Origin of the sequence: Vibrio sp. SCSIO 43133 (assembly GCF_023716845.1) — a bacterium.
GTDB lineage: Bacteria > Pseudomonadota > Gammaproteobacteria > Enterobacterales > Vibrionaceae > Vibrio > Vibrio mediterranei.
In genome coordinates this window covers 472,315-498,257 of sequence record NZ_CP068024.1, presented here as the reverse complement: position 1 = coordinate 498,257, position 25,943 = coordinate 472,315, and the positions used below count along the sequence as shown (strand labels likewise).

At 44.6% G+C, this 25,943-nt stretch carries 21 protein-coding genes and 1 tRNA gene; 13 read left to right on the top strand and 9 right to left on the bottom strand.

What is annotated here, in order from left to right; all coding sequences use genetic code 11:
• Window positions 1-7: 7 nt before the first annotated feature.
• Together csrD and JKJ11_RS02550 are read right to left on the bottom strand one after the other, a co-directional pair.
• Window positions 8-1,999, bottom strand: coding sequence for an RNase E specificity factor CsrD (csrD, locus tag JKJ11_RS02555; protein ID WP_006070984.1), 1,992 nt, complete (start codon window positions 1,997-1,999; stop codon window positions 8-10).
• 263 nt (window positions 2,000-2,262) lie between these two features.
• Window positions 2,263-2,814, bottom strand: coding sequence for a single-stranded DNA-binding protein (locus tag JKJ11_RS02550; protein WP_006070982.1), 552 nt, complete (start codon window positions 2,812-2,814; stop codon window positions 2,263-2,265).
• 260 nt (window positions 2,815-3,074) lie between these two features.
• Between JKJ11_RS02550 and JKJ11_RS02545 the strand changes: the two genes are divergently transcribed.
• The 4 genes from JKJ11_RS02545 to JKJ11_RS02530 all read left to right on the top strand — a co-directional run bounded on the left by JKJ11_RS02545 (window position 3,075) and on the right by JKJ11_RS02530 (window position 9,579).
• Window positions 3,075-3,725 carry a LuxR C-terminal-related transcriptional regulator gene (locus tag JKJ11_RS02545; protein WP_006070980.1) on the top strand — a complete coding sequence of 217 codons (651 nt, stop codon included), beginning with the start codon at window positions 3,075-3,077 and terminating at the stop codon, window positions 3,723-3,725.
• A gap of 175 nt (window positions 3,726-3,900) precedes the next feature.
• Window positions 3,901-4,770, top strand: coding sequence for a UTP--glucose-1-phosphate uridylyltransferase GalU (gene galU / locus JKJ11_RS02540; protein ID WP_006070978.1), 870 nt, complete (start codon window positions 3,901-3,903; stop codon window positions 4,768-4,770).
• Between the two features lie 158 nt (window positions 4,771-4,928).
• Window positions 4,929-7,757 (top strand): excinuclease ABC subunit UvrA, encoded by a 2,829-nt coding sequence (uvrA, locus tag JKJ11_RS02535; RefSeq protein ID WP_252038705.1) that lies wholly within the window; start codon window positions 4,929-4,931, stop codon window positions 7,755-7,757.
• Between the two features lie 70 nt (window positions 7,758-7,827).
• On the top strand, window positions 7,828-9,579 hold the full coding sequence (locus JKJ11_RS02530) for a PglL family O-oligosaccharyltransferase (protein ID WP_286036744.1): 1,752 nt from the start codon (window positions 7,828-7,830) through the stop codon (window positions 9,577-9,579).
• Between the two features lie 54 nt (window positions 9,580-9,633).
• Here JKJ11_RS02530 and JKJ11_RS02525 read toward each other — a convergent pair whose 3' ends face one another.
• Together JKJ11_RS02525 and JKJ11_RS02520 are read right to left on the bottom strand one after the other, a co-directional pair.
• Window positions 9,634-10,236, bottom strand: coding sequence for a general secretion pathway protein GspB (locus JKJ11_RS02525; protein WP_252038704.1), 603 nt, complete (start codon window positions 10,234-10,236; stop codon window positions 9,634-9,636).
• On the bottom strand, window positions 10,233-11,897 hold the full coding sequence (locus JKJ11_RS02520; protein ID WP_124940610.1) for an AAA family ATPase: 1,665 nt from the start codon (window positions 11,895-11,897) through the stop codon (window positions 10,233-10,235). Before JKJ11_RS02520 ends, JKJ11_RS02525 begins: the two co-directional genes overlap by 4 nt.
• 86 nt (window positions 11,898-11,983) lie before the next feature.
• On the opposite strand from JKJ11_RS02520, the gene JKJ11_RS02515 reads away from it, so the two are divergent.
• Complete coding sequence (locus JKJ11_RS02515) at window positions 11,984-13,210, top strand: multifunctional CCA addition/repair protein (RefSeq protein ID WP_252038703.1); 1,227 nt, start codon at window positions 11,984-11,986, stop codon at window positions 13,208-13,210.
• A gap of 11 nt (window positions 13,211-13,221) precedes the next feature.
• On the opposite strand, the gene JKJ11_RS02510 is transcribed toward JKJ11_RS02515, so the two are convergent.
• From JKJ11_RS02510 to folB, 3 genes are read right to left on the bottom strand one after another with little or no spacing between them, the layout of a single operon-like run.
• Window positions 13,222-14,025 carry an undecaprenyl-diphosphate phosphatase gene (locus JKJ11_RS02510; RefSeq protein WP_252038702.1) on the bottom strand — a complete coding sequence of 268 codons (804 nt, stop codon included), beginning with the start codon at window positions 14,023-14,025 and terminating at the stop codon, window positions 13,222-13,224.
• Window positions 14,026-14,038: 13 nt separating this feature from the next.
• Complete coding sequence (gene folK / locus JKJ11_RS02505; RefSeq protein WP_198557296.1) at window positions 14,039-14,521, bottom strand: 2-amino-4-hydroxy-6-hydroxymethyldihydropteridine diphosphokinase; 483 nt, start codon at window positions 14,519-14,521, stop codon at window positions 14,039-14,041.
• Window positions 14,518-14,877 carry a dihydroneopterin aldolase gene (folB, locus tag JKJ11_RS02500; protein WP_006070968.1) on the bottom strand — a complete coding sequence of 120 codons (360 nt, stop codon included), beginning with the start codon at window positions 14,875-14,877 and terminating at the stop codon, window positions 14,518-14,520. The genes folK and folB overlap by 4 nt, the downstream gene beginning before the upstream one ends.
• Before the next feature lie 105 nt (window positions 14,878-14,982).
• Here folB and plsY point away from each other — a divergent pair, with 105 nt between their 5' ends.
• Entirely contained in the window at window positions 14,983-15,579 is a 597-nt protein-coding gene (gene plsY / locus JKJ11_RS02495) for a glycerol-3-phosphate 1-O-acyltransferase PlsY (protein ID WP_038229101.1), read from the top strand.
• 78 nt (window positions 15,580-15,657) lie between these two features.
• Here plsY and JKJ11_RS02490 read toward each other — a convergent pair whose 3' ends face one another.
• Entirely contained in the window at window positions 15,658-16,470 is an 813-nt protein-coding gene (locus tag JKJ11_RS02490; RefSeq protein ID WP_252038701.1) for an alpha/beta fold hydrolase, read from the bottom strand.
• A 111-nt stretch (window positions 16,471-16,581) separates the two neighbouring features.
• Entirely contained in the window at window positions 16,582-17,601 is a 1,020-nt protein-coding gene (tsaD, locus tag JKJ11_RS02485; protein WP_252038700.1) for a tRNA (adenosine(37)-N6)-threonylcarbamoyltransferase complex transferase subunit TsaD, read from the bottom strand.
• Between the two features lie 242 nt (window positions 17,602-17,843).
• On the opposite strand from tsaD, the gene rpsU reads away from it, so the two are divergent.
• The 7 genes from rpsU (at window position 17,844) to JKJ11_RS02450 (ending at window position 25,861) form a co-directional block, all read left to right on the top strand.
• Window positions 17,844-18,059: a 30S ribosomal protein S21 gene (gene rpsU / locus JKJ11_RS02480; RefSeq protein ID WP_001145625.1), complete on the top strand. Its 216-nt coding sequence runs from the start codon at window positions 17,844-17,846 to the stop codon at window positions 18,057-18,059.
• A 26-nt stretch (window positions 18,060-18,085) separates the two neighbouring features.
• Window positions 18,086-18,529, top strand: coding sequence for a GatB/YqeY domain-containing protein (locus JKJ11_RS02475; RefSeq protein ID WP_006075067.1), 444 nt, complete (start codon window positions 18,086-18,088; stop codon window positions 18,527-18,529).
• A gap of 81 nt (window positions 18,530-18,610) precedes the next feature.
• Window positions 18,611-20,377: a DNA primase gene (dnaG, locus tag JKJ11_RS02470; RefSeq protein ID WP_006075066.1), complete on the top strand. Its 1,767-nt coding sequence runs from the start codon at window positions 18,611-18,613 to the stop codon at window positions 20,375-20,377.
• A 100-nt stretch (window positions 20,378-20,477) separates the two neighbouring features.
• Window positions 20,478-22,328, top strand: coding sequence for an RNA polymerase sigma factor RpoD (rpoD, locus tag JKJ11_RS02465; RefSeq protein ID WP_006075065.1), 1,851 nt, complete (start codon window positions 20,478-20,480; stop codon window positions 22,326-22,328).
• 141 nt (window positions 22,329-22,469) lie between these two features.
• Window positions 22,470-22,545 (top strand) — tRNA-Ile (locus JKJ11_RS02460).
• 241 nt (window positions 22,546-22,786) lie between these two features.
• A complete protein-coding gene (locus JKJ11_RS02455) occupies window positions 22,787-23,482 on the top strand; it encodes a VC0807 family protein (protein WP_252038699.1) in 696 nt (231 codons plus the stop codon).
• 696 nt (window positions 23,483-24,178) lie between these two features.
• Window positions 24,179-25,861, top strand: coding sequence for an ABC transporter substrate-binding protein (locus tag JKJ11_RS02450; protein ID WP_252038698.1), 1,683 nt, complete (start codon window positions 24,179-24,181; stop codon window positions 25,859-25,861).
• Window positions 25,862-25,943: the final 82 nt, after the last annotated feature.

Here is a 25,943-nt window from a genome sequence, read left to right as displayed (position 1 = left end):
TTCCGCGTTAGGTTCTTTTCCAACGATTTCTTCGTCCAGGCTTTATCATTGCCGCTTTTGGCTTAGGATCTGGCATGAGTTGTGTTTCAGCTGCAAAATAACGTCCTTGACCACCGCTAACACCAAGATCAAGCAGCGTATGCCACTCTTTTTTATTTTCCACGCCTACGGCAATAACTTGTGTTTTGGAGTCCCCACAAGCACCAACCATGCTGCGAACAAACAATTGGTTTTCATCCCGTTGATCAATTTTCTTAATTAAGCTGCGATGCAACTTAAGATAATCTACTTTCAGATCTTTGATGTAATGAGTACTCACAATCGAACGACCAGCCTGACCTACGATTACTGTGCACCCTAAACCGGACAGCATTCTAACAACTGGGCGAATATAGTCCAGATGTTGAACTAGTCTTGCTTCGGAAAATTCAAAGCTCAGTTGTGAGCGTACCGCGATAGGTAACTGCAACAACTCATCACGAAACCACTTAAAATAACCTTTGTTGGCAAATGGCACGACATAAAGATTGATAGAAATCGGTAGAATAGCCGGACTTTTCTTAATGTTTCGTAACACTTTATTGAGCACCGCACGATCAAAATTGGACTCGTAACCTACTTGAAGTAAAGCGGAATGGAATCGTGACGCTTTAACAATACCTCGTTCCGGATCTTCAATTCGTGCAAACAATTCTTTGTGAAGTACGTCGAGCTCCTTCCCTTTTTCGTACAAATAACAGGGCTGCGAAAAAATAAGTAGATTCTCAGGCAGAAGCGCTTTATCAAACAATGTACGCCAACGCACACTGCCACGCTCATCGAATTTTTGGACTTGCTTGCTAAATCGGCTCCAGTTATTCACCTTTTGCAGTTGAGCACTTTTCAGCGCCGTTTCTGCTTCTTCCATGATGCGCCCTTGGCGCTCACCTTCGGAATACATACTGACGCCAATGTGACACCAGTTCTCTTCATCAAGAGGCGTTGGCGGCGTGATCTTTTCAAGTTGACGAATACATTGGTTTGCTAGGTTAGCAACATCTTTGCTGCTTTGATGCGGAATAAATACGGCAAAATCGGCGTCATAGTAACGGGAGAAAATCACATCAGGATATTTCTGAACCGCGTTGGAAATCACTTCACCAACTTCCACGAGGAAGTCATCTGACGTTGATTTACCTTGAACCTCCTGTACTTGATCCCAGTCTTCGATTCGAAATAGCATAACACCGCCCTGAGCGCCGCTTTCATGTATCGCAGATTCTAGTTTGCTATCAAATAGCATTCGATTTGCACTACCGGTCAATGGATCAAGGAAGGTTTGCGTGCGAATAAAGGTGTCGAATCGACTGCGCTCTTGGCGAGCATCTTGCAATTCTTCGATTAGAATGTCTAAAGCCTCACTAGCGGTATAAGGCCATTCTCTTTCATCTCCTTTAGCAAACTGCTCTACGCGACCGCCTAAGATCATCCGACCTCGCTCTTCCAATAACTCTGAGCCAACTAGCTGTTTACGAAGCCACTTCACCCCTTGCATTAGACAAAAGACAATCAACCCAAAAGCTAAAGTGACCGACCACATGGCTTCAATGGAATAACGCACATCCAAATAAGGGGGCAGCGCGGTAAATTCGACGCGATAGCCATCATTGCGCTCTAAATCAAAACCTTCTCGATACACAATGGTGCGATCTATAGTTGGAGAGGTGTTTTTGTATCGGTATACCACACCAGCTGAAGAGGTCAGCTGCATCTCAATGATATTACTGGCTTGCAGCATCTTAGGCATCCAACGCTGCATCATATAGGCTGCATCGGGGTCTTCTAATTCTTTATCGATAACTCGAACAATGCCAGCCAAGTGGTGATTGAGGTACTCTTGGCCCATCCTTTTAATGGATAGTGTTCCGCCAACAAACAGAATAAATACGGCACTCATGACAATTACTGTCACAAAAGCCACTAAGCGAGTGCTCAGTTTGAGGGTGGGAGTTTGCCTCATAGGTACTAAAGTCCTTTTTGAACCGATGATGTCATTAACGTTTATCGTCCGAACTCAACTCGTTGATGCAACAAGAGAGATTCATGCGTACATTATATAAAATAAGCTATCGCGTTAACTGTTTGTTATATCAAATTTACTATAACCCGTTAAGCAACAAGCAATGCGTTGTCTCTAAGAAACAAAAAAAACCGCGAATTCATCGCGGCTTTTTCTATGCAATAATCAAATAGAACTTAATTTGACTTGATATTCAGCACTGATTAAAACGGGATATCGTCATCGAAGTCCATTGGTGGCTCATTGTACTGCGGCTGCTGTTGAGCAGGTTTTTGCTGAGCTGGTTGTTGTACAGGTTGTTGAGGCTGTCCCCAACCCTGTTGTTGAGGAGCTTGCTGCTGCATGCCACCACCTTGGTTCATACCGCCTTGCATACCACCCTGCATAGGAGCACCACCACCTTGGCGGCCACCTAGCATTTGCATCACGCCGTTGAAGCCTTGAACAACGACTTCCGTTGTGTAGCGGTCTTGACCACTTTGATCTTGCCACTTACGGGTTTGCAGTTGACCTTCAATATAAACTTGAGAGCCCTTACGCAGATATTCACCAGCAACTTCCGCTAGCTTGCCAAACAGAGCAACGCGGTGCCACTCAGTTTTTTCACGCTGCTCGCCTGTCGCTTTATCACGCCAAGATTCAGAGGTTGCGATTGTAATATTCGCCACGGCACCGCCGTTTGGCATGTAACGAATTTCTGGGTCGTTACCTAAGTTACCCACTAGAATGACTTTGTTTACTCCACGGCTTGCCATGTTTTGCTCCGTAACCACAGTGTGTTTCAAATTAGCCCAGTAGGATAACACGAACCACTGGTACCGCAACAGCGCTTATCCTGAGGATACCAAAATAACCCCTTTCCCCTCGTTATTACGAGCGAAGCAAACAATGATAAACTTTATATTTATATCAATTACTTAGATAGTTTTAAGTCACTCTCAAACTACTTTTTTATCACTAGAACATAAACTACATACTCGTCAATATGCATAAAAACCACGAGTAAAAGTGTGCTATGAGAAGAAATAATTACCAACGCGTCATTCAACATGTCACTCTTAATCAAGAGGACTCAGTTACCAAAAGGGTAAAGCGCTTATCCCATCTAAGTATTAATGCTATTGAAGCCATCACTCCTCAGGATCTACTTTCAACCACCTCCGGTTCTCGTAATCGTATTTTGCTCTTTGATTACGAAGAATCCTTAGATCTTTTCCAACAAGTGTTAAACCTGCCTTTAGCAAGCAAAAATTTTGAGACCGTACTGATCAATGTTCCGCATCGGCTAACGACCGAGGAGATCCTTAGATATGGTCATATCAAAGGGCTCTTTTACAGCCACGAAGACGCTAAGAAAATCGTGATTGGTTTAGGAGAAATCATTAACGGCAAAAACTGGCTACCTCGAGAGGTAACCAGCCAACTGTTACATCACTATCGCCATGTGGTCTCAGCAAACACCTCTCCCACTGTGGTGGATTTGACAGCCAGAGAAATCGAGATTCTGCGGTGTCTGCAATCGGGAGCCAGCAACTTACAAATATCTGAAGACCTATTTATTACTGAATCCACAGTAAAATCCCATCTTTATCAGGTATTTAGAAAACTTTCGGTAAAAAACCGCCTACAAGCGATAGCTTGGGCTAATCAAAACCTTCTCTCCTAACAATATAAACAATACACGTTCTTCTAAGTAGAGAGTTCGCTATGAGTTTTCACCGCAAAACAGAGCGAACTCTGACACATTTCTACTGTCATAAACTAACGATACTATGTAGACTTAGGTCCAATCGCCCGTCAGTGGCAACAAATTAAAACGAATAAAGATAAAGGGTTTTATCATGATCAAGAAGTGCCTATTCCCGGCAGCTGGTTACGGAACTCGCTTCCTACCCGCCACAAAATCTATGCCTAAAGAAATGATGCCAGTGGTTAACAAACCACTGATTGAATACGGTGTGGAAGAAGCCATTCAAGCGGGAATGGACGGAATGTGTATTGTTACAGGTCGTGGTAAACACTCCATCATGGATCACTTCGATAAAAACTACGAGCTTGAACACCAAATTAGTGGCACTAATAAAGAAGAGCTTCTTGTTGATATTCGCGACATCATTGATTCAGCACAATTCACCTACATTCGCCAACGTGAAATGAAGGGCCTCGGCCATGCAATTTTGACTGGTCGTGAGCTTGTAGGTGACGAACCATTTGCCGTCGTTCTAGCGGACGACCTTTGTGTTAACGAAGATCAAGGTGTACTGGCTCAAATGGTCGCGCTCTACAAGCAGTTCCGCTGCTCAATCGTTGCGGTTCAAGAAGTTCCTGAAGATGAAACGCACAAATACGGTGTTATCTCTGGCGAAATGATTAAAGACGATCTTTTCCGTGTAGATGATATGGTTGAAAAGCCGGAGCAAGGCACAGCGCCTAGCAACCTAGCGATCATTGGTCGTTATATTCTGACTCCAGATATTTTCGAGCTAATTGAACAGACAGAACCTGGCAAAGGTGGTGAAATCCAAATCACTGACGCCTTGCTTAAACAAGCAAAAGCTGGCTGCGTTTTGGCCTACAAATTTAAAGGTCAACGTTTTGACTGCGGCAGCGTAGAAGGCTATATCGAAGCAACGAACTACTGCTTTGAGAATCTTTACCTAAAAGATGAGAAAACTGCAGAGCTTGGCAAACACGCTACGAAGAAAGCGTAAGCCTTGAGCTCAAAGAATAAACGGTAAGCCGTAGCGCCACTTTCATCGAGAAGTGGCGCTTTTTACGTTTATGGACCTGTTTTTTTATCCAGTATTTCTTTGCACAAACTTCACACTATGTAATACTTGTCACACTAAGTATTACATGAGTGGCAACAATGGATAAGATCGAAGTTAGGGGTGCTCGAACCCATAACCTAAAAAACGTCAATCTGACAATTCCTCGCGACAAACTGACCGTTATCACTGGCCTTTCGGGCTCAGGTAAGTCTTCACTTGCCTTTGATACTCTGTACGCAGAGGGGCAACGTCGTTATGTGGAATCCTTATCCGCTTATGCAAGACAGTTTTTATCCTTGATGGAGAAGCCTGATGTTGACCACATCGAAGGCTTGTCTCCAGCCATATCTATTGAACAAAAGTCCACCTCGCATAACCCTCGCTCAACTGTAGGTACCATCACAGAAGTCTATGACTACTTGCGCTTGCTGTATGCTCGAGTGGGCGAGCCACGCTGTCCAGAACACAAAACACCATTAGCCGCACAAACCGTTAGCCAAATGGTTGATAAAGTTCTAGAGCTACCGGAAGGCTCTAAAATGATGTTACTAGCTCCAATTGTTAAGGAGCGTAAAGGTGAGCATGTTAAAACTCTAGAAAACCTCTCAGCTCAAGGTTTTATTCGCGCCCGTATTGACGGAGAAACCTGCGATCTTTCAGATCCACCGACACTTGAGTTGCATAAAAAGCACACCATTGAGGTGGTTGTCGACCGCTTTAAAGTTCGAGATAACTTACAGCAGCGTCTTGCCGAATCTTTTGAAACCGCGCTTGAACTCTCAGGTGGCATCGTCGGTGTTGCTTGGATGGATGAACCAGAAAAAGAGGACATCATCTTTTCTGCCAATTTTGCTTGCCCTTACTGTGGTTATAGTTTGCAAGAGCTTGAGCCTCGCCTGTTTTCGTTTAACAATCCTGCAGGTGCCTGCCACACGTGTGATGGTTTAGGAGTCCAGCAATACTTCGATCCAGCACGAGTCGTGATGGATGAAGATCTGAGCATTGCTGAAGGTGCGATTCGCGGTTGGGATCAGAAGAACTATTACTACTTCCAAATGCTGACCTCACTGGCCAAGCACTACGACTTTGACTTATACGCGCCCTTTAAATCTCTGCCCAAAAAGATCAAAGATGTGGTACTTACAGGCTCAGGTCGCACAGAGGTGGAATTTAACTACGTTAACGATCGCGGTGATATCCGCGTGAAACGCCATCCATTTGAAGGGATCCTAAATACCCTTGAGCGTCGTTATCGTGATACTGAATCTAACTCAGTGCGTGAAGACCTCGCGAAGTATATCTCGACAAAATCCTGTGGTTCTTGTGGCGGTACTCGTCTGCGTGAAGAAGCTCGTAATGTCTTTATTGCTGATACCACATTGCCAGAAATCGTCGAAATGAGCATCAGTGGTGCCATGGACTTTTTCCGATCATTAGAGCTTGAGGGACAACGTGCCCAAATAGCAGAGAAGGTCATGAAAGAGATCAATGATCGTCTGCACTTCCTCGTTAATGTCGGCCTTAACTACCTAAACCTGTCACGCAGTGCCGAAACGCTTTCAGGCGGGGAAGCGCAGCGTATCCGCTTGGCAAGTCAAATTGGAGCGGGTCTAGTCGGGGTAATGTACGTTCTCGATGAGCCTTCTATTGGTCTCCACCAGCGCGATAATGAACGTCTTCTCAATACGCTAACGCACTTAAGAGACCTAGGTAACACCGTATTGGTTGTTGAACACGACGAAGACGCTATCCGAACGGCAGACCACGTCATTGATATTGGCCCTGGTGCAGGCGTACATGGTGGTTCTGTAGTAGCTGAAGGTACTATTGAAGACATTATCCAATCAGAAGAATCACTAACCGGTCAGTACCTAAGCGGGAAACGAGAAATTGCGATTCCTCAACAGCGTACACCAATGGATGCCAAGAAGATGGTGAAGCTGCAAGGTGCAACAGGCAATAACCTTAAGAATGTCGATTTAACTATTCCAGTTGGTCTATTTAGCTGTATTACTGGTGTTTCCGGTTCAGGTAAATCCACCCTGATTAATGATACCTTCTTTAAGATAGCGCACACTCAGCTCAATGGAGCAACAACTGCCGAACCATCCCCTTATAAGAAGATTGAAGGTTTAGAGCATTTCGATAAAGTGATCGATATTGACCAAAGTCCAATAGGTCGTACACCCCGCTCTAACCCTGCTACTTATACTGGTATCTTCACCCCCATTCGCGAACTGTTTGCAGGCACTCAAGAGTCACGCTCTCGTGGCTACAAACCTGGTCGCTTTAGCTTCAATGTTCGCGGCGGCCGCTGTGAAGCATGTCAAGGTGACGGCGTTATCAAAGTAGAGATGCACTTTTTACCTGATGTATACGTGCCTTGTGACGTATGTAAAGGGAAGCGTTATAACCGTGAAACGTTAGAAGTTCGCTACAAAGGCAAGACCATTGATGAAGTGCTACAAATGACTGTAGAAGATGCTCGTGAGTTCTTCGATCCGGTTCCTGTAATTGCTAGAAAACTACAAACCTTAATGGACGTAGGTCTTTCGTACATTCGTCTCGGTCAAGCTGCGACGACACTTTCAGGTGGTGAAGCTCAGCGGGTTAAACTGGCTAGAGAACTCTCTAAACGTGATACGGGTAAAACACTCTATATTTTAGATGAGCCAACAACCGGTCTGCACTTCCACGATATAGAGCTACTCTTGTCCGTTCTTCATCGTCTGCGTGACCATGGCAATACCGTCGTGGTTATCGAGCACAACCTTGATGTCATTAAAACTTCTGACTGGATCATCGATTTAGGGCCAGAAGGTGGACAAGGAGGAGGAGAAATTATCGCTCAAGGCACCCCAGAAAATGTGTCTCAAGTCGAAGGTTCTCACACAGCACGCTTCCTAAAACCTATGCTAAAAGGTTAAATTAGGGCATCTTAGAAGAGTGACGTATGGTTACGTCACTCTCTTTCTTGTTCATTAACTAGTAGCAAGCATGGCAATTATTCATACCAACGGTACAGAACTGGCTGAAAACCGAGTTCGTCCCCCGCTCAATCGAAAATTCATGGCCGCTATGGCGATGCTTTATCTCATCGCGACACATGTTTTCTGGCCAAATCCAGGCGGCTTAGGGCTTGCACTTACCTTCAATAACACAGCATGGATTGCATTTAGCGTCGCTTTAGCTATTGGGCTTTATCAACTCGGTAGCAACCAAATATTGCGTTACAGCAAACTTACTATTGGTTTGTTGCTATCTTGTATTCTGTTAAGTACTCCACTGTTCTACAGCAAGCCCGACATAATTTCCGTCGCTCCTCGCTTTATTGCTCTGTGGAGTGGCATGTTGTTGTTCATTGTTTTGCAGCAGTTTCAGTTCACCAATAAGCAGAAACAACGGTTTCTGTGGTTAGTTGTCCTAGCGGCTCTGATTGAGTCTACGATTGGCTATGGCCAGTATTTCTTGCTGTCCGATGATAATTTCATGGGATATGACGTAGTCATTAACCGCCCCTACGGCATCTTCCAACAGCCTAATGTGATGGCAAGCTTTCTCGCTACCGCTCTGGTTCTATCTGGTTATCTGCTCGCACGTCAACGACATAAATATAACTGGCACATCAGCGATGTCTCCATCTTATATTTAACACCCGTAATTACCTTACCTCTAATTGTCGTTTTAGGCTCAAGAACTGGCTGGCTAGGTGCACTAATCGGAACATTGCTGCTTATCCCTTATCTGTACCAACACTCGACTAGGAAGCGCTTTCGAGGCTGGACTTTTGCTAGTTTAGCTGGCGTAGCATTAGGACTTTTGCTTGGGTTTGGGAACACCAGTAGCCAAAACCTTATCGAACAAAAAGCCAGCTTTACCGACATTCGTGCAACGATTTACAGCCAGTCCATAGATATGCTGATCGAGAAGCCATTTACTGGCTATGGATTAGGAAAATTTGAACCTGAGTACATAGTGTATACGGCTCGACAGCACCAGCTCAACAACCATTTTGCTGCTGGGGTACCTGCTCTAGATCACCCACAGAACGAATTGTTGTTTTGGGGAATTGAGGGGGGATTGCTGCCGATTCTAGGCATTTTGCTCGCGGCTCTTTTCGTCCTAAGCCGAATTTACACCGCTAAACCTGGGACACGCTTGGCTATATTCGCTCTATTCCTACCCATTGTTCTGCACAGTCAATTGGAGTATCCGTTTTATCATTCATTGATACACTGGATTACCTTTATCATCCTGATTTACTGGGTAGATCAACGTACGCCTCGATTAAAACAAGCTTCGTTATCCGGTGTAACGAAGACACTGACTCGAGTGATGTCTCTTTTGATACCAATTTTGGTTACCACCTATATGGTTGCGTCTTTACATACCAATTATGTATTAAACAGGTTTGAAAAATCTGACCCAGTCGACGCCACCATCTTAGAGAAAGTCAGTAACCCCATGGCATGGCAAGCTCGTTATGACTGGGATGTCTATAGCACTTATCTAAAGCTCGGGTTACGCACTGGCGATAAAACGCTTATTCAACCTTATATTGACTGGTCTGTGGATATTATCCGTCACAAGCCACGTCCTGCCTTTTATCGTAATCTCATATTGGCTTACCAAGGGATAGGAGATACGAGTAAAGCTCAGCAAGTAAAAACCGAAGCGGAGTATCTGTTCCCTTATCAGCAGTTTGAGCTAGTTGCTACCGAACCAGTACAGGCGAAGTCTCAGCTATAAACTAGATACGCTCAATGACTAAGAAAACGGGATGCTACTTTAGCGTCCCGTTTTTTATCCACCCCATTCATATAGAGCAGGAATATCAATGATATCGTTATCAAAGCGAATCGTAATAAACTGAGGTTCTATAGCGAGTAGTTGGATGTTATTCAGCCTATCCCCCTCTTTTAACTCCTGACCGTTGATTTTGACCCAACGTCGCTGAGCGTCAGACGAATACATATGAGTTTGTAAGTTCAAGGCAGGCAGACGTCCACGATAACGAGCTTGATTATCTTCTAGAGCAATATGATCTGAATTACTTGGTATTAAAGAAGGTTCTGTCTTATTGATGGCAGATGCAACCTTGCGAGCAATCTCAGGGTCTAAACCACTCAGATCTAAGTTCTCTAAATCAAAAGGCTTTTCTGAAACTGTGTTGGTATCTGGCACAACGTCAATAGGTGAACTGGCACTCGTTGTGTTTACGACTTGAGTGACCTGAGTCGTAGTAACGGGCACGCGTACTTGCGGCAACGGTTTAAGCTCCGAAAAATCAGGGTATGCCAAAATAGAATATGGTTTGCTTAGTTGTTGTGAGTCCTCAGGTGCATTCTGAGAGGCCATTGCACCGATAGATACGAGGACCAAACTACTCCAGATTAGAGATTTCATAGTGACCCCTCTTGGTTCTGTTTAGCTTCGATAGTAGGAGGGTTATTCTGGGTTAACAGCTCCAATTTACGTAACGTATTACGCCCAGCTATACCATCAACATCAATATTCTGCCAACGCTGAAAGATTTCCACTTTGCGCTTTAGTGCTTCATCGAAAATATCGCTACCAGAAGGTGTACCTCCAAGCACTTTTGACAGTTTTTCATCCAATAACCGAACTTGCGCTCCCTGTTGATTTAATCGGAGCGTCGTTTGCAGTTCACGTTGCCAGATAGAGTAGTATTCACCAGTCCATAACTGCTCAAGCCATGACTTCGGCAAAGAGATACGTTGCTGACCATTCAGTACTTGCACTTGGTCGTCTGAAACTTGATACAGCACCACATAGCTTTGTTGCCCATCCAAATACAGAGACATCACAACGGGCAGATTCTGTTGTTCTATCTGAGACAAGGTACCTAAATACTTTTGGCACTCAAAACTACTGCTCGGTGACTCTTCGCACATGCCATCAAGTACGCCTGCTTTATAGCCCCAAACCGCGTAAAGCTCTTGAATCGCCGATATTTTATCTTTTCGTTTAAACAAATCTTGCAGTAGCTCTTTAGGATAAGGTTCTGCAACATTGTTAACAGGTAATATCACTTCTTGGGAGGGAGTGTTTGAGGTACTGACTGGCTCAGCAACAAGCTGTTGGTTTGATAATGATGACAACCACGCTAATCCTTCGGCGCCTTTCCAGTACAGCCCCCCTGCAATCGCAATACCTAGTAGCGCAGGCATTGCATACGTCGACAATAACTCTGACAAACCACCACTTGTATTTTGCACCGAATGTCCTACACCAGGAGCTTGGAACGAAAGAATGTCCTCACAAGCGCTTTGTGCCAAGGACTTAGATACTTGTTTCTCGCCTGAGTGATAAGCATACTGCAACGCTTTATCACCGATGAGGTTAATCAAACGCGGAATACCCTGACTGGCTTTATTCATCACAGCGATAGCCCCCTTCGAAAACAGCGAAGTGTCACCGCCAGCCGTCGACAAACGAAACTCTATATATTGGCGAGTCTCCCCTTCCGTAAGCGGCAATAAGTGATAACGTCCGGTGATTCGTTGGGCCAATTGACGTAATTGGGTTGTACGCAGTTTGTCTTGCAACTCAGGTTGACCAATCAACAACACTTTCAGTAACTTATGATCATCCGTTTCAAGATTAGTCAACAGTCGCAACTGCTCAAGAACTTCCGCAGAGAGATGCTGCGCTTCATCGATTACAAGCAGCGTATTAATACCTTGTTGGTCATTATCGATAAGATACTGGTATATGGCTTGACTGAGCTGTTTTAAGGAGGCCTTTTCAGGGTAACTAAGAGAAAACTCATCGCAAATAGCTTCAAGCAGATCTTGACTCGAAAAGGTTGGATTTAGGATCAATCCAGATGCTGTTTTATCATCCAGTGACGCTAACATAGCTTTGGCTACAGTGGTTTTTCCCGTCCCAACTTCCCCCGTTAACATGGCAAATCCACCACCTTGTCCGAGACCGGCTTGAAGATGCTGCATTGCTTCTCGATGTCGCTGACTCAAGAATAAATAACGAGAGCTTGGTACTATTGAAAAAGGCACCTCGTAAAAGCCAAAATAATCCTTATACATCCATTCAACCTTACAATATCAGTCAAAGCAAAGTACCATTGAGCTAGATGAATGCCAACGGCTAAGTACGAAAAAGGGGAGCCAATTTGCAAGTCTATCTTGTTGGGGGCGCAGTGCGCGACCAATTACTAAAACTTGAGGTCTACGACAAAGATTGGGTCGTGGTTGGTGCAACTCCTGAGCAAATGTTGGCTGACGGCTTTCAAGCTGTAGGCAAAGAGTTTCCCGTCTTCTTACATCCTAAATCGAAACAGGAGCATGCACTCGCTCGCACTGAGCGCAAAGCTGGTAAAGGCTACACTGGTTTCGAATGCTTTTCATCGCCCGATGTCACTCTAGAGCAGGACTTAATGCGCCGTGACCTTACCATCAACGCCATGGCACAAGATGATTCAGGGCGTATTATTGACCCCTACAACGGACAACAAGACTTAAAAGATAAAGTACTACGTCATGTATCACCGGCATTCGTTGAAGATCCGCTTAGAGTATTACGTGTCGCTCGTTTCGCCGCCAAGCTTAGACATCTAGGGTTTACGGTCGCTCCAGAAACCATGGATTTAATGAAATCCATCGTTAACGATGGAGAGTTGCAACACTTAACCGCCGAACGAGTCTGGCAAGAGTGGCACAAATCACTGACAACTCGTCATCCTGAGGTATTTTTAGATGTACTTCGTTCCTGCGGTGCTCTTGCGGTTGTTTTGCCAGAATTAGACGCACTGTTTGGTGTTCCGCAACCTGAAAAGTGGCATCCTGAGATCGATACAGGCATACACACGCTGATGGTTGCGCAGCAAGCCGCATTGCTAAGCACATCGCCAATTGTCCGTTTTGCCGCTCAAGTCCATGACCTCGGAAAAGCTCTAACGCCAGCAGAAGAGTGGCCAAGCCATAAGCTTCATACACACACTGGGCAAAAAGCTATAAAGTCTCTTTGTAGTCGTGTACGTGTGCCTAATGAGTACCGTGATTTAGCTGTTGCGGTTTGTGCTCAGCACTCCAACGTTCATCGCGCGGCCGAACTAAGGCCGGCAACCTTCATTAAGATTTTTGGTCAACTCGATGTCTGGCGTAAGCCCGAGAAATTACAGCAAGTTTTGATGTGCTGTGAAGCCGACCATAAAGGACGAAAAGGACTGGAGAGTAACCCGTATCCACAAGCCGAACGTTTCATGCAAGCCTACCAAGCGGCAATCAGTGTGGAAGTACAAGACATCATAGCAGATGGTTTTAAAGGTCAAGCGATTAAAGAAGAACTGGATAAGCGTCGTGTTAAAGCCGTAGAACAAAGCCTAAGCCTCAAGACTTAGGCTTTGTCGTCTTAGCTCATTAGTAGAAACGCAAATAGGCCTACACCTAAAATCAATCGATAGATCACAAATGGTGTCATACCCATTCTTGAAATCAGTTTTAGGAAAAAATGAATACAAATGTAGGCGCTAATAAAAGACACGATGATGCCAGTCAGTAGGAAACCAACATGAATGGGCTCAGAACCTGTCACCAGTTTTAGACCAAGGTAAGCACCAGCTAAAGTGATGATTGGGATAGACATCAGAAAAGAGAAACGCGCTGCCGCTTCGCGAGTAAATCCGAGATACAGCGCCGCGGTGATGGTTGCACCAGAGCGAGAAGTACCAGGTATGATCGCCAAAGCTTGTGCTAAGCCAATAAATAACGCTTTCTTCCACCCCGCTTGGTATTCATCGTCTGCTAACTTGGAGTTTTTATCCACCCACCAAAGCAACAAACCAAACACAATTGTCGTTGTTGCAATCACATAAGCACTGCGCAAATACAGTTCCACGATGTCCTTCATCAGCAAACCAAAGATACACGCTGGGATAGTAGCTAGGACAATCATCCAAGCCAACTTAGCCTCTTTGCTGCGCTCCCCTTTGAAAATAGAGCAGATTAGCGCGCCAAACAGGGTAACCACTTCCTTGCGGAAATAGATAACCACCGCAGCTAACGTACCCACGTGTACTGCCACATCAAAGGCTAAGCCTTGGTCTTCCCATCCTAAAACCGCTGAAGGCAAAATCAGGTGAGCCGAACTTGAGATAGGCAAAAACTCAGTAAGCCCCTGAATTAGCGCCAATATAAAGGCTTCAAAGTAACTCATTATTAACTACCAACTAAAATTGAAAATCGATTCTTCTTAAAGCCACAGGAGCTGGAATCGCCGCTAAGATCTGACAGAGTGAGCGCTCATCATTTGGAATGACCAAATCTGGAGCAAGATCATACAGAGGTTGTGTTACAAATGAATATTTAAAAATGTCTTCACGTGGAACAAGCGGTTTTTTTTGTGAGATTTCATTTCCAAACAACAGGATATCGAGATCTATGGTGCGATTTTGAAACTTAGCCGCGTCAATATCTCGCCCCCACTTTACTTCGATCTCTTTCAGAGCTGCACTAAACTCAACCAAGTTCAGCGATGTATCTAAACGAACCACCATGTTGTAGAAATCATTACCAGAGAAACCAAAAGATTCACAAGCATACACCGGTGACATCTTTAAGTTACTAGCGATGAGCGATAGCTCTTGGCACGCAGCGCGAATGTGTTTTTCACGATCCACATTAGAGCCCACACCAATAAAGGCAGTAATCATGCCTCGCCTCTTTCGATGACAACACCAACACTTTTGGCCTGTGGTACTGCACCCGGTTTCGCTAAACGAATTTTCACCCAAGGCACTGAAAATTGAGTTTGAATTAACTCAGCAATTTCTTCAGCAACTCTTTCTACCAGCAGAAAACGACCGTTTTCAATATGGTTGAGTACGGCTTCGCTCACCTTTGAGTAATCTAATGCATCAATGACATCGTCGCTTTTTCCAGCTGGAGCATTGTCGTGAGCCATCTCAATATCTAATATAAGCTTTTGTTTTATTTCTTGTTCCCAGTCATAAACACCAATAGTAGTAATGACTTCAAGCTGTTCTATAAATACTTTATCCAATGCCATGATTTGTCCTTTATTAGAGGTCGGATACCCATTTGTCGGGAAAAAACGTACTATTTTCGATATGATATCAGTCCCCTTAGATAATTTCTTGCGAAAAGGTGCCTAATGACCCCATTAGCGTTTGCTATGATCATCGCAGCTTACTTACTTGGTTCAGTCTCAAGTGCAGTGCTGATCTGTCGTTTGCTGCGATTACCCGATCCAAGAACAGTAGGCTCAAATAACCCAGGCGCTACCAATGTGCTTCGTATCGGAGGCAAAGGGGCTGCGGTGGGTGTACTATTGTGCGATATGCTCAAAGGTACAATTCCGGTTTGGAGTGGCTACTATCTGGGGATAGACCCTGTCATTCTTGGTGTCATTGCGATTGCTGCGTGTCTTGGGCACATGTACCCTATTTTCTTTCACTTCAAAGGCGGAAAAGGAGTCGCGACCGCACTTGGTGCAATTGCACCTATCGGCTGGGATCTCACCGGACTTATCACTGGCACTTGGCTACTGGTTGCTGTGATCTTTCGTTATTCGTCCTTAGCGGCCATAGTCACTGTTTTGCTTGCACCAGTTTACACTTGGATGGCAAGACCACTCTTTACGCTTCCTGTTGCTATGTTGAGCTGTCTTATTTTACTGAGGCATCACCAAAACATTCGCCGATTGTTTGATGGGAGTGAGCCCAAGCTTGGTAAGAAAAAAATCTCGTAATTTTCAGCTAACTAAAAAGCAAAAAGCGGCGCCAATTGGCACCGCTAAATACTATTCGAGCATGGATAGCTATTACTACTAGCTATGCTGAGCTAAGAACTCTGTCAGCATGGCAGTCACGTATTCTGGCTGCTCTAAATTACTAATATGACCGGCTTCTGGGATCACGTTGATCGCACTGCCAGAAATCAAATCATTCATCAAATACGATTCAAGTACCGGACGTGGCTTATCTTCTGCTCCGACAGCTACTAGAGAAGGTAGCGCGAATTTCTCAATTTCATCGCACAAATCACGTCGACCGAAGACCATACGACCAATCCGTGCAACTTCAACCGCTCTGTCACCGCTTAACGCAGACAACTTAGCTTCAAAACCTTCAACAAGATCAGCATTAACCTGTTTGGCATTATTGGCGAAGAACAGTGGCACCACTGCTTCAACAATTGGCGCTGGCACGGCTTTAAGCTCGGTGATCGTTGCTAGCATGGCGAAATATTTAGCATGAGCAACTTCAGGCTCTAGACCTACAAACGTGTCCATAAGGACTAAGCTTTTGACTCTCGCTGGTGCTAATGCGGTTAGCTCTGCGCCCCACATCCCGCCAACGGACAAACCAACGATAGAAAACTCATCAATTTCAAGCTCATCCATTAACGCCAAGAGATGTTGCGCATAATCTTTAAGATTCAACATCGAAGTTGGCGCTGCCTCGGACTCGCCATGTGCCCAAAGGTCTGGAACAATGCAGCGATAGTGTTGGCTTAGCGCTTGCACTTGCGGTTGCCACATCGCACTGTCCCACAAATAGCTGTGACCAAAAAGAACTACTGGTCCTTGACCCACATCTTGATATGCCATGGTTTGGCCATCAACCTTGAATTGTTTCATATTCGTTCATTCCCTATGTTTTTTAACAGGTTAACACAGATAGTAAGTCACAGACTTTCGCTGTTTTGTTAAAATATGTCGTTAAAAAAGGCCACCTAAGTGACCTTTTCTTTATGCTTTAATCGGCTTTAGTTGGTCAATTGGCCAACGTGGCGTAGCCTCTACTGATAGCTCAGCGGCTTCACCATTTTTCAGTCGCTGCATACCGGCATAAGCTATCATGGCACCATTATCGGTACAAAATTCAGTACGAGGATAATAGACTTCGCCTCCAATTTTGTTCGCGAGAGTTTCAAGCTCTTGACGCAAGAATTTGTTAGCACTCACACCACCAGCAATAACAATGCGCTTCATGCCAGTTTGTTTTAGAGCACGCTTACATTTAATAGCCAATGTATCGCACACCGCTTCTTGGAATGCATAAGCGATATCTGCACGGGTTTGTTCACTATCATCATTGGCCGCGATTGTATTCGCAGCAAAAGTCTTCAAACCAGAGAAACTCATATCCAAACCTGGGCGATCCGTCATTGGACGCGGGAACTTAAATCGACCCGGTGTGCCTTTGTCAGCTAATTTAGACAACAAAGGTCCGCCTGGATAATCCAACCCCATCAATTTAGCGGTTTTATCAAAGGCTTCACCCGCAGCATCGTCAATAGACTCACCAAGGATCTGATATTCACCAATGCCTTTTACTTCAACGATCATACTGTGGCCACCAGAGACCAAAAGCGCAATAAATGGAAATGGCGGTGGGTTGTCCTCTAACATTGGGGCAAGCAGATGACCTTCCATATGATGTACAGGAATAGCCGGAACTCCCCACGCGTACGCCATGCTTCGACCAATCGTAGTACCCACTAACAGTGCACCAACCAGACCCGGACCGGCGGTATACGCGACACCATCAATATCTTTTGGCGTTAAATTCGCTTCCGCTAATGCAGTTTTGATCAACGGGATCGTTTTTTTAACATGATCACGAGACGCCAGTTCAGGAACCACACCACCATAATCGGCGTGCAGTTTCACTTGGCTATATAGTTGATGCGAAAGCAATCCTTTCTCATCCTCATAGATTGCGATGCCAGTTTCATCACAAGAGGTTTCAATACCTAAAATGCGCATATTGTTCTCGACATATTTCGAAATTGGCGCAATATTACCTCGTCATTGGCTCTCAAACAAATTTTGTACAAGAGATAGACGACAAAGTACTTTACAAAGCCCATCTGATCGGATTAAAATTCCGCACCATTTTTGATCTAGCTGGTTTATCGCTTAGAACTAAGAACTTCGATAGGAACGTCTTAGACCTAACAAACAAGCGCCAGCATTAATGAATAGTTAACCCCTGAGGTGAAAGGCATATGCCAGTAGTTAAAGTACGTGAAAACGAACCGTTCGACGTTGCACTACGTCGTTTCAAGCGCTCTTGCGAAAAAGCAGGTATCCTTTCTGAAGTGCGTCGTCGTGAGCACTATGAAAAACCAACTACAGTTCGCAAACGCGCTAAAGCAGCAGCTCAAAAGCGTCACGCTAAGAAGCTAGCTCGCGAAAACGCTCGTCGCGTTCGCCTGTACTAATAACTAGGTCCAATAGGATTTAAGTTATGGCTCTGATTGATAAACTCAAAGACGAGCAAAAACTAGCGATGAAAGCCAAGGACAAACCGCGCCTTGGCACTATTCGTTTAGCTTTAGCCGCCATTAAGCAACGTGAAGTTGACGAACAGATTACTCTGGGCGAAGACGACATTCTTGCTGTGCTGACTAAAATGGTTAAACAACGTCGCGACTCTGTTACGCAATTTGAAGCAGCTGGTCGTCAAGACCTTGCTGAAGCTGAGCAAGCTGAAATTGCCGTACTTGAGGACTTTATGCCTCAACCGCTGACTGACGAGGAAGTATCTGCACTGATTGAAAGTGCGATTACCGAATCTGGTGCTGCGGGCATGCAAGACATGGGTAAGGTAATGGGTGTGCTTAAGCCACAAATTCAAGGCCGTGCAGATATGGGTAAAGTAAGTGGTCTAGTTCGCGCTAAACTCGCTTAATCTCCCAATCAAATTGCAGCAAGCCGTGCTATCCTTTGGAACGCACGGCTTGTTTGTATCTCACTCTCGTAAAAAGGTTTTATGGCAGGAATTATCCCTCGTAGCTTTATTGATGATCTGTTGGCTCGTCTCGATATAGTCGACATCATTGATGCGCGCGTAAAACTGAAAAAACAAGGCAAGAACTACGGTGCTTGCTGCCCTTTCCATAACGAGAAAACACCGTCATTTAGTGTTAGCCAAGAGAAACAGTTCTATCATTGTTTTGGCTGTGGTGTACACGGTAATGCGATTGATTTTCTTATGGAATATGAACGCCTTGAGTTCGTTGAGGCGATCGAAGAGCTGGCCGCTTCACTTGGGTTAGATGTCCCTCGTGAACAACGTAATGGCAGCTCAGGCAATTTTTCCAAAGGGCCTACAGCCAATAGTGAGCAGAAACGATCTTTGTACGATCTCATGGGTACGATCGGACAGTACTACCGAGATCAGCTTAAAGTTTCATCAAATAAAGCCGCTATAGAGTACTTAAAGGGTCGTGGACTCTCTGGAGAAATTGTCCAAAAGTTTGGCATTGGTTATGTGCCTGACGAGTGGGACAGTGTTCGAAAGAACTTCGGTCAACAGAAAGCTACCCAAGACATGTTGGTGTCCGGCGGTATGCTAATTGAGAACGACAAAGGTAACCGATACGACCGATTTAGAGGACGTATCATGTTCCCAATCCGCGATAGGCGCGGAAGAGTAATTGGGTTTGGCGGACGCGTTCTTGGTAACGACACGCCTAAGTATCTCAACTCACCCGAAACACCGATTTTCCATAAAGGTAAAGAGCTGTACGGCCTTTATGAAGTGTTGCAGGCGTATAGAGAGCCGCCACAAGTCTTGGTTGTTGAAGGCTATATGGACGTTGTTGCCTTAGCTCAATACGGTGTTGATTACTCCGTCGCCTCACTTGGCACATCGACCACAGGCGATCACCTTCAGGTCTTGTTTCGTCAAACAAGCACCGTGGTGTGCTGTTACGACGGTGACCGAGCGGGACGAGATGCAGCATGGCGCGCCATGGAAAATGCTTTGCCGTATCTAAACGATGGCCGACAACTAAAATTTATGTTTTTGCCGGATGGCGAGGATCCCGATTCCTTCATTCGTCAAAACGGTAAAGAGGCATTTGAAACTGAAGTACAAAATGCAATGCCTCTCTCTGACTTTATGTTCTCCTCGCTAATGCAGCAGGTAGATAGCCGAACAAAAGAAGGAATGGCGAAGCTTAGTACGCTAGCCGTTCCACTCATTGATAAAGTGCCAGGTGGAACCCTGCGTCTATACTTGAGAGAACTTCTCGGACGCAAACTTGGGCTTGTTGATGAAAGGCAGCTTCAGCAACTAATTGACCGACAAGGCCAACAAGAAACGCGAGCTCAGCCTCATAAAGAGATTAAACGCACACCAATGCGTGAAGTGATAGCTCTCCTTTTGCAAAATCCGAGCTATGCTGAAATGGTACCTGACCTCTCAACGGTAAGAGATTTATCATTACCGGGGTTGAATTTATTCGTGGAAGTGGTTGATAAATGTCAAGCGCATCCCCATATGACTACAGGCCAGTTATTAGAACAATGGCGTGGTAGCAACAATGAGGCACTTCTGTCTCGTCTCGCAAGTTGGGTTATTCCACTTGACGACGACAATCAAGAAGACGTATTTATCGATTCATTGGACAAGATATTGTCTCAGTGCATCGAAAAACAAATTGAAAACCTGCAGGCCAAAGAAAGAAGTGTCGGCTTATCAGTCGAAGAAAAACGGGAGCTGCTAGCCTTGATGCTAGACTTAAAAGCGTAACCCAATTCAGTTAGTCAGCAATGAATAAATTTGTTAATATTAGTGGTTTGCATTTCGCATACTAAAATTCCTTCACCAGATCTTAAGTTGGATATCGTCTATGGACCAAAATCCGCAGTCACAGCTAAAATTACTTGTCATTAAGGGCAAGGAACAAGGCTATCTGACCTACGCAGAAGTAAATGACCACCTACCTGAAGAAATCGTCGATTCTGAACAGGTAGAAGATATTATTCAGATGATTAATGACATGGGTATTAAGGTAGTAGAAACTGCTCCTGATGCTGATGACCTTGCTCTGAATGATGACAACAACATCACTGATGAAGATGCTGCCGAAGCTGCTGCAGCGGCACTTTCAAGTGTAGAAAGTGAAATCGGCCGTACAACTGACCCAGTGCGCATGTACATGCGTGAAATGGGTACCGTTGAGCTATTGACTCGCGAAGGCGAGATCGACATTGCGAAACGTATTGAAGACGGTATCAACCAAGTTCAAAGCTCTGTAGCTGAATACCCAGGCACTATCCCTTATATTCTTGAACAGTTTGACAAGGTTCAAGCTGAAGAGCTTCGCCTTACCGACGTAATCACAGGCTTCGTCGATCCAAACGAAGAAGAAACGACAGCGCCAACGGCGACTCACATCGGTTCTGAGCTTTCTGAAGCAGATCTGGAAGATGAAGACGACGAAGACGTTGATGAAGATGACGATAGTGAGGAAGAGGAAGAAGATACAGGTATCGACCCTGAACTTGCTCTAGAGAAGTTCACAGCGCTTCGCAATAGCTATCAAGACCTTCAACTGGTTATCAACGAATATGGTTACGACAGCCCACAGGTGGCTAAGTCACATGAGTTGGTCCAAGAAGTCTTTAAAGAATTCCGTCTGACACCAAAACAATTTGATCACCTAGTGAACGAATTGCGCACTTCTATGGATCGTGTACGTACTCAAGAGCGTCTGATCATGCGTCAAGCTGTTGAATACGGCAAGATGCCTAAGAAGTCTTTCATTGCTGTCTTTACTGGTAATGAGTCAAGTGAAGCTTGGCTAGATGAAGTACTTGCCTCTGACAAGCCTTACGCAGAGAAAATCAAACGTTACGAAGATGACATTCGTCGTTCGATTCAAAAACTAGACATCATTGAAGAAGAAACATCGCTTTCTGTTCAAAACATCAAAGACATCAGTCGTCGTATGTCTATCGGTGAAGCGAAAGCTCGTCGTGCGAAGAAAGAGATGGTTGAAGCGAACTTACGTCTCGTAATTTCGATTGCTAAAAAGTACACCAACCGCGGTCTACAGTTCTTGGATCTGATCCAAGAAGGTAACATCGGTCTAATGAAAGCAGTAGATAAGTTTGAATATCGCCGTGGTTATAAGTTCTCAACTTATGCGACATGGTGGATCCGTCAGGCAATCACTCGCTCTATCGCAGACCAAGCGCGTACAATCCGTATTCCAGTGCATATGATCGAAACGATCAACAAGCTGAACCGTATTTCTCGCCAAATGCTTCAAGAAATGGGCCGTGAGCCTCTTCCAGAAGAATTGGCAGAACGTATGCAAATGCCGGAAGATAAGATTCGTAAAGTACTAAAAATCGCTAAAGAGCCTATCTCTATGGAGACGCCAATTGGTGACGACGAAGATTCGCATCTAGGTGATTTCATTGAGGATACTACTCTAGAGCTGCCTGTTGATTCTGCAACAATGACTAGCCTACGAGTGGCAACTAAAGACGTGCTAGCAGGTCTTACTCCTCGTGAAGCAAAAGTATTACGCATGCGTTTCGGTATCGATATGAACACTGACCACACTCTAGAAGAAGTGGGTAAACAGTTCGACGTAACGCGTGAGCGTATCCGTCAGATCGAAGCGAAAGCACTACGTAAACTGCGTCACCCAAGCCGCTCAGAGACCCTGCGCAGCTTCCTTGACGAGTAATTCGTAAGCAATTTAGCAAAAAGGTGAGCACTAGCTCACCTTTTTTGTTTTATGCGGTTTAAGTGATTAAAAAGCAAGCGCAATTACCCCTTATTGTGTCTAGACACCCAGCGTCCCTTCCCCTATAATCATCCACCTATCGGCCCCTTAGCTCAGTGGTTAGAGCAGTCGACTCATAATCGATTGGTCCGCAGTTCAAGTCTGCGAGGGGCCACCAAATTTAGAGAAGGCGCATGGAGAAATCCATGCGCCTTTTTCGTTTTTCAGTCGTACTAAACAATTACTACTAGCACTCAATACGCTAAGCGAGTAACGTTATCAAATGAGCATCGAAACCCTGCTAGTTAATATATCGTTACATAACTTAACCAGTTAACGCTTTACACTTGCTTCTTGGCGTTGAACACTGCCTTGCAACGTGTAGTTAGCAGTCAATAAAGTAGAGTCTGAAAGATATTATGAATAACGCGACGGCTAAAAAGTCGAATCCCCTATTTGAAATCCTATTTAACGTTTTCATCCCGTCCTTCATTTTGATGAAATTTAGCGGTGATGAACACCTAGGGACGACCATGGCGTTGGTTGTCGCTTTACTCTTCCCTGTCGTGTACGGTGGCATGGACCTAATCCGCAACAATAAGTTTAACTTTATCGCTGCGCTAGGCTTCGTGAGCGTCCTATTGACCGGTGGTATAGGCCTATTAGAACTAGACACGCGCTGGTTGGCCTTTAAAGAAGCCCTGATACCTGGCCTAATCGGTTTAGCGGTACTAGGCTCAACATTTACTCGTTACCCATTCATGCAAAAGATGATTTTGAATGACAGCGTGTTTAATCTGTCATTAATCAAACAGCGCTTGAATGAGAATGGTAATACCGAAGGCTTCGAACGTTGCTTAGTCTCCTCAAACTACTTATTTGCGAGTACTTTTGCTTTTTCCTCAGCGATGAACTATTTCTTAGCAACATGGATTGTTACCAGCCCAGCAGGAACACCAGCGTTTAACGAGGAGCTTGGTAAGCTCACACTATATAGCTACCCTATCATCGCAGTTCCAAGTATGTTGATGATGGTTGGCATCTTCTACTACCTGTGGCGCCAAATCAGACAAATGACGTCATTAGAAACCGAGCAGATCTTCCATAGCGAATAATTCTCCAACGCCTGAGAGCAGTTTTTCTCTCAGGCACATCCACACAAACTTTCCCTCACATACAGAAGCTGTCCTCTGCTGTTCGAAAATTCTCTCTGTTAGTGTTACTTAAGTCTTCAGTGCTCACTTCAATCTAAAGCATCTTTTGACGCAAAACACTTAATTTTCTCGCTGTAAATTAAGTATTAAAAAACACATTAATCAAATCTAATTGAGTGTATTCGTCGCGATAATGGAGGCCAAAAGAACGGATTATTCATCAATTTGCGATAGTAATCACAACAAATAGCTCACTCAATTTTCCATTAAAAATTAACGTTTAAATTCACCTAGTGATCATAGTCACAGCAAATCTAAAACTGAATTCAAGGCTTTATAAATAAAGATACACCTGGTTTGTAATCACTAACAAACTCTGTTTTTACCACTTAAAAATGTGATGTTTACCCACCACCAAATTTGTTCAAAAAACACTCATTGCCATCGATTTTTGACGTTTTTGACGTGTCAAAATACTATTTTGACGTTTTTAACGGGAACAGTAATTGATAAATTATCTTTTAAGGTGTTTTCTTAATAACGCCTAAGGCCTACAGGCCACTCTTTAGGACACATGTTAAGAGGTAGGCTTTAGCACAATGTGAGGAAGGTAGGCTTACCTTCCAGTGAAACAAAAGCAAATAGTAAGGAATAGCTATGCTTGCGCATATTAAAAAAACAGCACTAGCGACAGCAATTATCGCAACCTCAGTAACAGGCTTTAGCTCTGTTACCGTCGCAGCGGAACGCAGCGAACTGACCATCCACCCGAAAGAGTTCAACACTTTTGTACGCAACTTTAACCCTTATCTGGGTGCGACCAACCTGCATACTACGACAGATTTCCTATTCGAACCTTTAGTTGTTTTCAACGAAATGCATGGCAACAAACCAGTATTCCGTTTGGCTGAAGGCTTCAAAATGTCTGATGACCTAAAAACAGTGACCTTTGATATCCGTAAAGGTGTGAAATGGTCTGACGGCGAAACATTCGACGCAGATGATGTTCTATTCTCATTCAATCTAGTGCAGCAAAATCCAGCACTAGACCAAAGCGGCATCAACTCTTGGGTAGAGAAAGTTGAAAAGCTGAATGACTACCAAGTGAAGTTCTATCTAACAGAAGCAAACTCTAACGTCCCATACGAGATAGTTAAAGTGCCAGTGGTTCCTGAGCACGTGTGGAAAGACGTTAAAGATCCAACGACCTTCACTAACGAAAATCCTGTAGGTTCTGGTCCATTTACTGAGATCGATACATTCACTCCACAGCTATACGTTCAATGTCGTAATCCTAACTACTGGGACAACGACAACCTAGAGGTTGATTGTCTGCGTGTTCCACAAATTGCTAACAATGACCAGTTCCTAGGCAAAGTTGTTAACTCAGAAATGGATTGGACATCATCGTTCATTCCTGACATCGACCGCACTTATGCTGCCGCTTCTCCAAACCATCAATACTGGTATCCACCAGCGGGTACACAAGCATTTGTTGTTAACTTCAAAAACCATGATGCTGCGAAAAAAGAAGCCCTTACTAACGTCGACTTCCGTCGTGCATTCTCAATGGCTCTTGACCGTCAAACTATCATCGACATCGCCTTCTATGGCGGCGGTACTGTGAATGACTTCGCTTCTGGCCTTGGCTACGCATTCGCCACTTGGTCTGACGAAGCGATTCACAATAAATACAAAGGCTACAATAGCTACGATGTTGAGGGTGCAAAAGCATTGCTAGAAAAAGCAGGCTTTAAAGATGTGAATGGCGATGGCTTTGTAGACACTCCATCAGGTAAATCATTTGAGCTCTTTATCCAATCACCTAACGGCTGGACAGACTTTAACAACACGGTTCAACTTGCTGTAGAGCAACTAGCTGAAGCGGGCATCAAAGCCAAAGCTCGTACGCCTGATTTCTCTGTTTATAATCAAGCAATGTTAGAAGGTAACTACGACGTCGCTTATACCAACTACTTCCACGGTGCAGATCCATACACGTATTGGAACTCTGGTTATAACTCAACGCTTCAAGCTGGTGACGGTATGCCTCGCTTTGCAATGCACTTCTATAAGAATGCTGAGCTAGATAACTTGCTAAATAGCTTCTACAAGACGGCAGATAAAGATGAGCAGCTAGAAATTGCTCATGGCATCCAGAAGATCATTGCTCAAGACCAAGTCACTATTCCAGTGATGTCAGGTGCTTACATGTACCAATACAACACCACTCGTTTTGCGGGTTGGTGGAACGAGCAAAATCCTAAAGGTCGTCCAAATATCTGGGCAGGTATTCCAGAGCGTCTATTACACGTACTGGACCTAAAACCAGTTAAGTAAACACAAACTAAAAGCGGTACATCCGTACCGCTTTCTTCCCCTCTCTATGTCTATTTGATGTTTGGCGCTCGTCGTTAGGGGA

Coding starts and splice junctions, on each gene's coding strand:
- csrD (WP_006070984.1), bottom strand. CDS start 1,999: ATGAGGCAAACTCCCACCCTCAAACTGAGCACTCGCTTAGTGGCTTTT.
- JKJ11_RS02550 (WP_006070982.1), bottom strand. CDS start 2,814: ATGGCAAGCCGTGGAGTAAACAAAGTCATTCTAGTGGGTAACTTAGGT.
- JKJ11_RS02545 (WP_006070980.1), top strand. CDS start 3,075: ATGAGAAGAAATAATTACCAACGCGTCATTCAACATGTCACTCTTAAT.
- galU (WP_006070978.1), top strand. CDS start 3,901: ATGATCAAGAAGTGCCTATTCCCGGCAGCTGGTTACGGAACTCGCTTC.
- uvrA (WP_252038705.1), top strand. CDS start 4,929: ATGGATAAGATCGAAGTTAGGGGTGCTCGAACCCATAACCTAAAAAAC.
- JKJ11_RS02530 (WP_286036744.1), top strand. CDS start 7,828: ATGGCAATTATTCATACCAACGGTACAGAACTGGCTGAAAACCGAGTT.
- JKJ11_RS02525 (WP_252038704.1), bottom strand. CDS start 10,236: ATGAAATCTCTAATCTGGAGTAGTTTGGTCCTCGTATCTATCGGTGCA.
- JKJ11_RS02520 (WP_124940610.1), bottom strand. CDS start 11,897: ATGTATAAGGATTATTTTGGCTTTTACGAGGTGCCTTTTTCAATAGTA.
- JKJ11_RS02510 (WP_252038702.1), bottom strand. CDS start 14,025: ATGAGTTACTTTGAAGCCTTTATATTGGCGCTAATTCAGGGGCTTACT.
- folK (WP_198557296.1), bottom strand. CDS start 14,521: ATGATTACTGCCTTTATTGGTGTGGGCTCTAATGTGGATCGTGAAAAA.
- folB (WP_006070968.1), bottom strand. CDS start 14,877: ATGGCATTGGATAAAGTATTTATAGAACAGCTTGAAGTCATTACTACT.
- plsY (WP_038229101.1), top strand. CDS start 14,983: ATGACCCCATTAGCGTTTGCTATGATCATCGCAGCTTACTTACTTGGT.
- JKJ11_RS02490 (WP_252038701.1), bottom strand. CDS start 16,470: ATGAAACAATTCAAGGTTGATGGCCAAACCATGGCATATCAAGATGTG.
- tsaD (WP_252038700.1), bottom strand. CDS start 17,601: ATGCGCATTTTAGGTATTGAAACCTCTTGTGATGAAACTGGCATCGCA.
- rpsU (WP_001145625.1), top strand. CDS start 17,844: ATGCCAGTAGTTAAAGTACGTGAAAACGAACCGTTCGACGTTGCACTA.
- JKJ11_RS02475 (WP_006075067.1), top strand. CDS start 18,086: ATGGCTCTGATTGATAAACTCAAAGACGAGCAAAAACTAGCGATGAAA.
- dnaG (WP_006075066.1), top strand. CDS start 18,611: ATGGCAGGAATTATCCCTCGTAGCTTTATTGATGATCTGTTGGCTCGT.
- rpoD (WP_006075065.1), top strand. CDS start 20,478: ATGGACCAAAATCCGCAGTCACAGCTAAAATTACTTGTCATTAAGGGC.
- JKJ11_RS02455 (WP_252038699.1), top strand. CDS start 22,787: ATGAATAACGCGACGGCTAAAAAGTCGAATCCCCTATTTGAAATCCTA.
- JKJ11_RS02450 (WP_252038698.1), top strand. CDS start 24,179: ATGCTTGCGCATATTAAAAAAACAGCACTAGCGACAGCAATTATCGCA.